Origin of the sequence: Micromonospora globispora, from assembly GCF_003857015.1 — a bacterium.
In the GTDB taxonomy this organism is placed as follows: Bacteria; Actinomycetota; Actinomycetes; order Mycobacteriales; family Micromonosporaceae; genus Micromonospora; species Micromonospora globispora.
This window is the reverse complement of sequence record NZ_QGGF01000113.1, coordinates 1-8,776: the sequence shown is the minus strand read 5'-3', so window position 1 is coordinate 8,776 and position 8,776 is coordinate 1. Positions and strand designations below refer to the sequence as shown.

Below are 8,776 nucleotides of genomic sequence, written 5' to 3'. Positions count from 1 at the left end.
ATCCTGGAGCGCGGCGGCGGCCAGCGAGGAGGTGTAGCCCTCCTGGCAGAGGATCACTACGGGCAGGTCGTAGCCGACGGCTGCGGGCAGCCGGGCCGGGCAGCGCGGGTCGAAGCGCCACTCCAGGACGTTGCGCTCGACGGCCAGCGCACCGGGGACGGTGCCGTGAGCGGCCCGCTGCCCGGCCGGTCGGATGTCCACCAGCAGCGCCCCACCGCGGTACGCCAGATGGGCCTGCTCGGGGTCGAGGCGGCGCAGCCGGGAGCGGGCGGCGGCGAGGATCTCCTCGATACCCCGCGCGCCGGGCGGTGGGACCGGACAGCTCTCGGAACGGGTGGGGATGGACGGCATCGTCGGATCCTTCCGGGCGTGCGGGCTGTGGCTGAGGACAGGGGGTTCACCAGGCGACGCCGGCCTCGGCGACGTCGGCGATCAGGAGTTGCCCGGCGGCGAGTCGGTAGCGGGTCATCCGGCGCAGTGCCGGCCGGTAGACGTGCACGCTGACCGCCGGCTGGTCGCCGCGGTTGCTGACGACGTGCACGTGCCGGGCGCCGAAGCGCCGCCCCGAGCCGGCCACCAACCGGTGCGGCCGCAACCGGCCCCCGCTGACCGTCTCCTCGGTGAGCGTCCCGGCGACCACCAGGAAGGCGCCGGCGGAGCCGCCGTGGTCGTGCAGGTCGGTGCCCTGCCCGGGCAGCCAGCTCAGCGCCCACACCTCGTGGTCCGGGCCCACGGCGAGCCGGGCGTACCAGCGCTCGGCCCGGGCGAAACGGAGCGGCACCGGCCAGCCGGCCGGGTCGGCGTACCGGCCGGCGACGGCGATCAGGTCGGACGGATCGGCGCTGGTCATGACGGCTGGTCCTCACGGGTACGCGGTGGAGCGGACACGTCACTATAGGCGGCATAACCTATGGGTTTAGTAGGTAATACCGGATGCTGGGACGCTCGGCTGCGGTCGCCACGTCAGTGGAGAACCGGCGGGTCCACCTTGTAGCCGGGCACCGAGGGCCAGCGCACCGTCAGCACCACCGACTCCTGCTCGGCGTACCAGGAGTGGTCGACGCCCCGGCCCCAGACCACGTAGTCGCCGGGCATGCCCAGCACCACCGTGCGGTCCGGCAGCTCCACCCGGAACCGGCCGCTGATCAGCACCAGCAGGGCGGTCCGCCGCTCACCGGTGGCCCAGCGCGACCGGGCCTCCCCCGCCGGGTGCACGCCCCACTTCACCTCGACCTCGGCGCTGTGCCGGACATCTCCGGGCGGCTTGAAGTGCCCGAGCAACCAACCGGCGTCGGTCGCGCCGTCCACGCCCGCGTTGCCGACGTACACCGAATCGTCCATCCGTCCTCCCGTGCCGGGCTGGCAAGCTATCAGGCGGCGGGGGCCGGACTCCCCCTAGCCTGGACGGATGAGCGACGATCTCGACGCCGACACGATCGCCTTCGCGCACCGGATGTTCGACCGGGCACGTGACGGGGCGACGGAGGAACTGGCCGGGTACGTCGACGCCGGGCTGCCGGTGAACCTGACGAACGACAAGGGCGACACCCTGCTGATCCTGGCCGCGTACCACGGCCACCCGGAGACCGTGGCCGCGCTGCTGGCCCGGGGCGCCGACCACTCGCGGACCAACGACCGGGGCCAGACCGCGCTGGCCGCCGCCGTCTTCCGGACGAACACCGAGGCCGTCCAGGCGCTGCTCGACGCCGGGGCCGACCCGGACCACGGCACCCCGTCGGCGGTGGAGACCGCGCGCTTCTTCGACCTGCCCGACATGCTCGCCGCCCTCGGCCGGAGCTGACCGACCCGCCCGGGCAGCCGGTACGACGGCCGGCCGGGCGGTATACAGAGTCGGTGGAGGATCCCGTACCCGAGCAGATGCGCGCGGCGGCCGGCGCGCTGCTGGCGGCGCTCGACGAGCCGGCCAGGCAGCACGCCCGCCACCCGTTCGACGACGACGCGACCCGGCGCTGGCTGGAGTACCGGCCCCGGCCCCGACCCGGCGCCTGCCTCGCCGAGCTGGACGTCGCCGCCCGCAAGGCCGCGCACCGGCTCCTCGCCACCGCGCTCAGCCCGCCCGCGTACGCCCAGGCGATGGCGATCATCGCCTTGGAGGAGGTGCTCGACCGCGCGGAGGGGTGGCGGCGCGGCCGGCACAGCGGGGACTACTGGGTCGCGGTCTTCGGTGACCCGGCGCGCGACGACCGGTGGGCGTGGCGGATCGAGGGACACCATCTCTCGGTGAGCATGACCGTGGTCGACGACCAGGTCTCCCCCGCCCCGATCTTCTTCGGCGCCAACCCCGCGACGGTCCGGCACGCCGGCCGGCCGGTCTCCCGGCCGCTGGGCGTCGAGGAGGACCTGGCCCACGAGCTGCTGGACGCGCTCGGCCCGGCCGGGCGGGCGGCGGCGATCGTCGCCGACGACGCACCGGTGGACATCATCAGCGCCACCCGCCCGGCCGCACCCGACCGGATCGAGCCGCTCGGGGTCCCCCGGGACCGGCTCACGCCGACCGGCCGGGCGCTGCTCGACCAGCTCGTCGCGCTCTATCTGGACCGGCTCCCGCCGGAGCTGGCCGCCCGGGAGGCGGGCCGGCTCGACGGCGGGGAGCTGCACTTCGCCTGGGCCGGCCCCACCCGGCGGGGGCAGCGGCACTACTACCGGGTGCAGGGCGACGACCTGCTGATCGAGTACGACAACACCACCGAGGACGGCAACCACGCGCACACCGTGCTGCGCCGCCCGGCCAGCGACTTCGGCGCCGACGTCCTCGCCGCCCACCACGCCGACGCGCACTGACCTCAGGGCCGGCGGGCCTCGATCAGGAAGCGCTGGGCGTGGGCGACGAACGGACCCTCGGCCTGGATCCGGTCGTGCAGCCGGCGGAGCTGGTCGCGGTACCGGTCGACGGTGAAGCCGGGCACGGTCCAGATCACCTTGCGGAGGAAGTACACGACGGCGGCGATGTCCTGGAACACCGTGCGCAGGGTGGCCCGACGCAGGTCCACGACCTCCAACCCGGCCGCCCGGGCCGCGGCGACCGCCTGCTCGGGGTGGCGACTGGTCGGCGGCGGCAGCGGGCCGAGGATCGCCTCGCTGAGCTCCCGCACGGTACCGGCGCCGATCTGCTGGGACAGGTAGCTGCCGCCGGAACGCAGCACCCGGGCGATCTCGTCCCACCAGGTGTCCACCGGGTGCCGGCTGACCACCAGGTCGAACGAGCCGTCCCGGAACGGCAGGGGCGGCGTCTCGGCGACCCGCACCACCGTGGCGCCGACCCGGCGCAGCGTACGGCGGGCGACCTCGACGTTCGGCGGCCACGCTTCGGTGGCGACGAGCAGCGGCGGCGGCTCGGGCACCTCGGCGAGCACCTCTCCCCCGCCGGTGTCGATGTCCAGGGCGGCGGACACCGTGGCCATCCGGGCGGCGACCAGCCGGGCATAGCCCCACGGCGGGCGTTCCTCACTGGCCCGTCCGGCCAGCCAGGAGAAGTCCCAGCCCTCGACCGGCACGCCGGCCCCCTCGGCGATCAGGTGCTCGAACTCGCGGTCCGTGCTCACCGGGCGAGCCTGCCGCCCGCCTGTGCCGTCGACAACCGCTTTTTCCCGACCCTGCCGCCCGGCGGCGACCGCACGGCGATCTTCCGGCCCGGCGCGCCGGGCGGTCAGACCGGCGGGCGGACGATCTCGGCAGTGGAGCCGGTCACCCCGCGCAGCGCCTCGAAGCCGCTCGGCTCGGCGCGACCCCGGTCGAACTGGCGCATCAGCCGGGCCCCGAGCCACACGCCGACCGCGCCGACGGCGAGGGCGAGCACCTCGGTGGCGAGCTCGACGCCGGTCGCGCCGCGCTGCGGCGCGTGGGCCCGCATCAGGCAGGTGAGCAGGAACAGCGCCGCCATGGCGGCGTTGACCAGGTTGAACGTCACGGCGGTACGGCGGGTCCGGCCGGCCCGCACGTCCCACAGGTCGACCATCCCGGCGACCGCCGTCAGCCCGGCCGCGACCAGCGCGGCGACCGCCGTCCAGTAGCCGACCTCACCGAGGAAGGCCGGGCCACCCACCACGTCGGCCAGGTCGAAGATCGCCGCACTGACGAAGAGCCCGAACGGGAACGTCACCAGCATCGGTTGGATCGGATGCCCCTGCACCCGCAGACGGCTCTCCATTGGATCCTCCCCAGGTCGGAACAGCTCAGTCCAGGGTGCTACCCGGGGTCCAACGGCGTGAAACGAAAGCGGCTCAGTTCTCCCGGGGCCGGGAGACCGTGATCACCAGGCGCTCGGCGACCTCACGCAGCGGTATGTCCAACGAGGAGGCGGCGCTGCGCAGCACCTCCAGCGCCTCCGGCGCCGGGCAGCCGCGCTGCGTCATGATCACCCCGATGGCCTGCCCGACGACGCCCTCCTCCAGCAGCGTGGCGTCCAGCTCGCCGGCCTGGGCAACCTGCCGGGCCCGGTCCCGGACGGCGGCGAGCAGCAGCCCGGCGTGCTCGGCGAGGAGCATCGCGGTGAGCTGGTGCCGGGTGGTCAGCGCCGCCGCCGACTCGGCGTACAGGTTGATCGCGCCGATCACCTGCTCGTCGACGTCGACGGGCGCGGAGATCACCCCGTGCACGCCCAGGCCCCGGGCCCGGGTGGTCCAGGTCGGCCAGCGCGTCTCCTGGTCGAGGTCCGGCGCGATGATCATCTCGCGCCGCTGGATGGCACTCATCGCCGGCGAGTCCGGGCCGTGCCGGAGGTCGTCCAGCTCGGCCAGCCGGGGGTCGGAGGCCGCCACGCCGGCCGGTTCACCGGCTCGCAGGGCGGTGAAACCGCACCAGGCCACCCCGGGTACGGCGTCCCGGGCGATCCGGACCAGCTGGCTCAGCGCCTCGTCGAAGTCGGTCACGGAGATCAGACCGGCGGTCAGCTCCCGCAGCAGGGCCGCGGTCTCCAGCACTCCGAGGGTGTCGATCGTCGGCTCCCGCGTATCCAGGTTCACCGGGTCACGGCCCCCGCCGCCCCCGCGTACGAGCATGCGGTGTCCCCGTTCGGCGCCATTGCCTGTCTCATCCGCTGTCTCTCCCTGACTCGAAAGCCTCGGGCTACTACCCTCGCAAACCCCGATCGAAACAGCGCAAAGGGGTCCCTTCCGACGCGGTACGCGCCGGACGGGACCCCGTTGGGGCGCTCAGCGGGAGGCGGAGCTCAGCCGCCGGCCGACCGAGGCGATCAGCCGGTCCAACTCGGAGCCGAACGGGTTGTCGTGCACCAAATACGTCCAGGTGGCGGTCGGCCGGACCAGCTTCGAGGCGTCCGGCTCCCAGTCCTCGCCGAACTCGGTCTCCTCGAAGGTGGCGATGGTCCGGGTCTCGATCTCGGGGACCAGCGCGTTGAACGCCGGGACCGCCGAGCGGTGGAACTCGTCCAGCGGGTCCAGCCGGCCCAGCGCCCGCAGGTGCACGCCCTCCCGGACCTCGGAGAGCTCGGCCAGGTGCTCCGCCCAGAGCCGGTCCAGGTGGTAGAGGGCGATCGACCGGGCCGCGTTGGCGAGCAGGTCCTCGTCCATCTCGCCGGCCTTCTCCGGCACCCGCTCCAGCAGCATCAGCGCCGCGACGTCGCTGGTCAGCAGCCGCTCCCGGCGCTCGGCGAGCGCCTTGCGCTGCTGCTCGATCACCACGCTGTACCGCCAGGTGTTGCGGTGGATCTCGTGGTTGACGCCCTCGGCGACCCGCTGGGCGTGCTCCACCGCGTAGTCCACCTGCGGATCGGTGACCAGGCCGTCCGCGTTCATCCGGGGCGACGGCGGGACGGCGTCCAACGCATGCCGGACGACCAGGTCGTCCTCCAGGCTGACGAAGAAGACCGAGCCGCCCGGGTCGCCCTGCCGGCCGGCCCGGCCGCGGAGCTGGTCGTCGACCCGGCGGCTGTCGTGCCGGCCGCTGCCGATCAGGTAGAGCCCGCCCAGCTCGGCCACCCGCTCCCGATCGGCCTGGTCGCTGCCGCCCAGGCGGATGTCGACGCCCCGGCCGGCCATCTGCGTGGAGACGGTCACCGCGCCGTACGCGCCGGCCTCGGCGATGATCGCCGCCTCCTCGTCGTCGTTCTTGGCGTTGAGCACCACGCAAGGCACCCCGGCGGCGTTCAGCGCGGCGGCCAGCCCCTCGGACTCCTTCACGTCCAAGGTGCCGACCAGCACCGGACGACCGCGGTCGTGGTTGCGCTTGATCTCGTCGACCAGCGCCTCCTCCTTCTCCGCCCGGGTGGCGTAGATCCGGTCCGGCTCGTCCTCCCGGAGGCACGGGGTGTTCGGCGGGATCACCGCCACCTCGAGGCCAAAGAACTCGCGCAGCTGGTCGCCGACCAGCACCGCGGTCGCGGTCATCCCGCACACCGTCGGGTAGAGCGCGATGTACGCCTGCACGGCGATGGTGCCGAGGACCTCGCCCTCCGCCGTCGCGTCCAGGCCCTCCTTCGCCTCGACCGCCGCCTGGAGCCCGTCCGGCCAGCGGCGGCGCTGGGCCACCCGGCCGCGCATCTCGTCGATCAGCTCGACCGACCCGTCCCGGACGATGTAGTCGACGTCGCGGTGCAGCAGGGCGTGCGCGTGCAGCGCCACGTTGACCGCGGAGAGCTGCGCGACGTGCTCGGTGTCGTACAGGTCGATGCCGCCGAGCTTGGCCTCGACGGCGGCCAGGCCGGCGGCGGTGAAGGCGACGCTGCGGCCGTCCTCGGCGACGGTGTAGTGCCTGCCCTTGCGCAGCCCGCGGACCAGCGCGGCGGCGGCGTGCACCGGATCCTGCTCGCCGGGAACCGCACCGGCCAGGACCATCGGCACCCGGGCCTCGTCGATCAAAATGGAGTCGGCCTCGTCCACGATCGCGGTCCGCAGCGGCTGCTGCACCCGGTCGGCCAGGTCGGTGACGAGCTGGTCGCGCAGGTAGTCGAAGCCGGCCTCGCTGACCGAGACGTAGGTGACGTCGCAGGCGTAGGCGGCCCGCCGTTCCTCGGGGGTGGAGGCCTCGTTGACCCAGCCGACGGTGAGCCCGAGCAGGGTGTAGACCGGCTCCATCCACTCAGCGTCCCGGCGGGCCAGGTAGTCGTTGACGGTGAGCACGTGCACCGGGCCGTTGCCCATCCGGACGTGCCCGTAGGCGGCGACGGTGGCGGTGAGCGTCTTGCCCTCACCGGTGGCCATCTCGGCCACCTTGCCGGAGAGCAGGGCCATCGCGCCGAGCAGCTGGACGTCGTACGGCCGCTGGTCGAGGCCGCGGCGGGCGGCCTCCCGGCCGATCGCGCAGATCTCCTCGTAGCCGGTGGCGGAGCCGGCGGCCTCGGTCAGCTCGGCGTCGGTGAGCTGCTCCAGCTCCTCCTCGCGGGCCTCGATGGCCGGCAGCAGCTTCTCCAGCGGGGCCAGGTCGACCGTCGTCCCCGGGCGCTGGAGGAACCGCCGGAAGCTGCTCTTGAACCGTTGCGACACACCCATGAGCGGCAACGGTACGCGAACCGGGGCCGATTGTGCGGCCCGGCCGTTCCCGGCGCGCGGGGCCGTCCGGTATCGGCCATGAACGCCCAGCTCAGGGCCTTTGCGGCGGGCCCGGGCGGGACCGGCTGAGCGGCGCCGCCCGACGGCCTCCGGTCAGCCGGTCAGCACCACCTGGAGCTCCTGCCGGCGGCGCTCGGCCAGGTCGGTCAGCAGCGCCGGCGCCTCCTCGAACGGCACCACCGCCGAGATCATGTGCTTGCGGATCAGGTCCCCGTACTGCCGGAGCAGCTCGATGGTCTCGGCGGAGAGCCGTTCCCGGTCCCAGAAGGGGGTGAGCCCGCGCGGCACCCGGCCGATCTGGGCGCAGCGCAGCGACAGCCCGTTGTGGTGGAACTCCTCCCCGAACCGGACCTCGTCCGCGCCGGCCTGGTAGAAGGCCAGGTCGATCACGGTCCCCTGCGGCCGCAGCAGGCGCAGCGCGAGCTGCAGCGCCCAGGCCTGACCGCGGCACTGGAAGACGACGTCCGCGCCCCGGTCGCCGGCGGAGTGGTTCCACCGGGTCTTCAGCACCACCGCCGGGTCGTCCGCGTCCGGGTCGAGGGTCTCCAGGCCGAGCGCCTCGGCCACCTCCCGCCGCGCCGGGGTCGGGTCGAGCACCACCACCGAGGCGGCGCCGTACCGCCGGGCGAAGAGCGCGGTGAGCAGGGCGACCACCCCGCTGCCGACCACCGCCACCCGGCGACCGCGGACGCCGTCACCGAGCGACCGGACGTCGGTGCCGCACAGGTCGGCGGCGGCGTGCAGCAGCCCGTTGGCGCAGATCGGACCCATGTGCGCCACGTAGACGCCGAGCAGCGGGTCCAGCTCCTCGGGCAGCGGTACGAAACGCTCGGCGACCGGGTCGGCGACGTACCCGGTGCGGTGCCCGTAGGTCATCGCGCCCACCGTGCCGACCGGGATCGCCGGGGTACGGCTCTCCACCACCCGGCCGACCTGCATGTACCCCAGCCGGGTCACCGGGTACGGGGTGCTCGCCTCGCCCGGCTGAAACAGGCCCAGGTCGGCGTTCCACGTGACGTTGAGGTACGGGTTGGTGCCCTTGACGTAGCTCAGCTCGGTGCCGGCGGACACTCCGCTGTACAGGGTCTGCACCCGGAAGGTGCCCTCCCGCAGCTCCGCCGCATCCTCCTCGACCAGCTCCACCGCGCCCGGGCCACTGACCACCACGACCTTGTCAGGCATCGATCGTCACCCCCGCCGGCGTCGCCTCGGCCACGGCGGCGGTGAGCCGCGCGGCCGGCCCGCTGGGC

10 protein-coding genes are annotated in these 8,776 nt (G+C 74.0%); 2 read left to right on the top strand and 8 right to left on the bottom strand.

The annotated features are described in order from the left end of the window. The 3 genes from DKL51_RS04150 to DKL51_RS04140 all read right to left on the bottom strand — a co-directional run. Window positions 1–351 (bottom strand): rhodanese-like domain-containing protein (locus DKL51_RS04150; RefSeq protein ID WP_124811740.1); only part of this gene is annotated, 351 nt, incomplete at its 3' end. 46 nt (window positions 352–397) lie between these two features. Further along, on the bottom strand, window positions 398–850 hold the full coding sequence (locus DKL51_RS04145) for a cysteine dioxygenase (RefSeq protein ID WP_124811739.1): 453 nt from the start codon (window positions 848–850) through the stop codon (window positions 398–400). 113 nt (window positions 851–963) lie between these two features. Beyond that, window positions 964–1,341: a cupin domain-containing protein gene (locus tag DKL51_RS04140; RefSeq protein WP_109943377.1), complete on the bottom strand. Its 378-nt coding sequence runs from the start codon at window positions 1,339–1,341 to the stop codon at window positions 964–966. A 67-nt stretch (window positions 1,342–1,408) separates the two neighbouring features. Here DKL51_RS04140 and DKL51_RS04135 point away from each other — a divergent pair, with 67 nt between their 5' ends. Beyond that, the gene (locus tag DKL51_RS04135; protein WP_109943376.1) at window positions 1,409–1,801 is read left to right on the top strand and encodes an ankyrin repeat domain-containing protein; all 393 of its coding nucleotides are present in this window, start codon (window positions 1,409–1,411) and stop codon (window positions 1,799–1,801) included. A gap of 77 nt (window positions 1,802–1,878) precedes the next feature. Further along, window positions 1,879–2,802, top strand: coding sequence for a DUF3500 domain-containing protein (locus tag DKL51_RS04130; protein ID WP_109943375.1), 924 nt, complete (start codon window positions 1,879–1,881; stop codon window positions 2,800–2,802). Window positions 2,803–2,804: 2 nt separating this feature from the next. Here the strand turns inward: DKL51_RS04130 and DKL51_RS04125 are convergent, their stop codons facing one another. The 5 genes from DKL51_RS04125 to DKL51_RS04105 form a co-directional block, all read right to left on the bottom strand. After that, window positions 2,805–3,563, bottom strand: coding sequence for a class I SAM-dependent methyltransferase (locus DKL51_RS04125; RefSeq protein WP_109943374.1), 759 nt, complete (start codon window positions 3,561–3,563; stop codon window positions 2,805–2,807). Between the two features lie 104 nt (window positions 3,564–3,667). Further along, a complete protein-coding gene (locus DKL51_RS04120; RefSeq protein WP_109943373.1) occupies window positions 3,668–4,168 on the bottom strand; it encodes a DUF2231 domain-containing protein in 501 nt (166 codons plus the stop codon). 73 nt (window positions 4,169–4,241) lie between these two features. After that, on the bottom strand, window positions 4,242–4,982 hold the full coding sequence (locus DKL51_RS04115) for a GAF and ANTAR domain-containing protein (protein ID WP_109943380.1): 741 nt from the start codon (window positions 4,980–4,982) through the stop codon (window positions 4,242–4,244). 189 nt (window positions 4,983–5,171) lie between these two features. Further along, window positions 5,172–7,466: an accessory Sec system translocase SecA2 gene (gene secA2 / locus DKL51_RS04110; RefSeq protein WP_124811738.1), complete on the bottom strand. Its 2,295-nt coding sequence runs from the start codon at window positions 7,464–7,466 to the stop codon at window positions 5,172–5,174. A gap of 153 nt (window positions 7,467–7,619) precedes the next feature. Beyond that, entirely contained in the window at window positions 7,620–8,708 is a 1,089-nt protein-coding gene (locus DKL51_RS04105) for a zinc-binding dehydrogenase (RefSeq protein ID WP_109943371.1), read from the bottom strand. Between the last annotated feature and the right edge of the window lie 68 nt (window positions 8,709–8,776).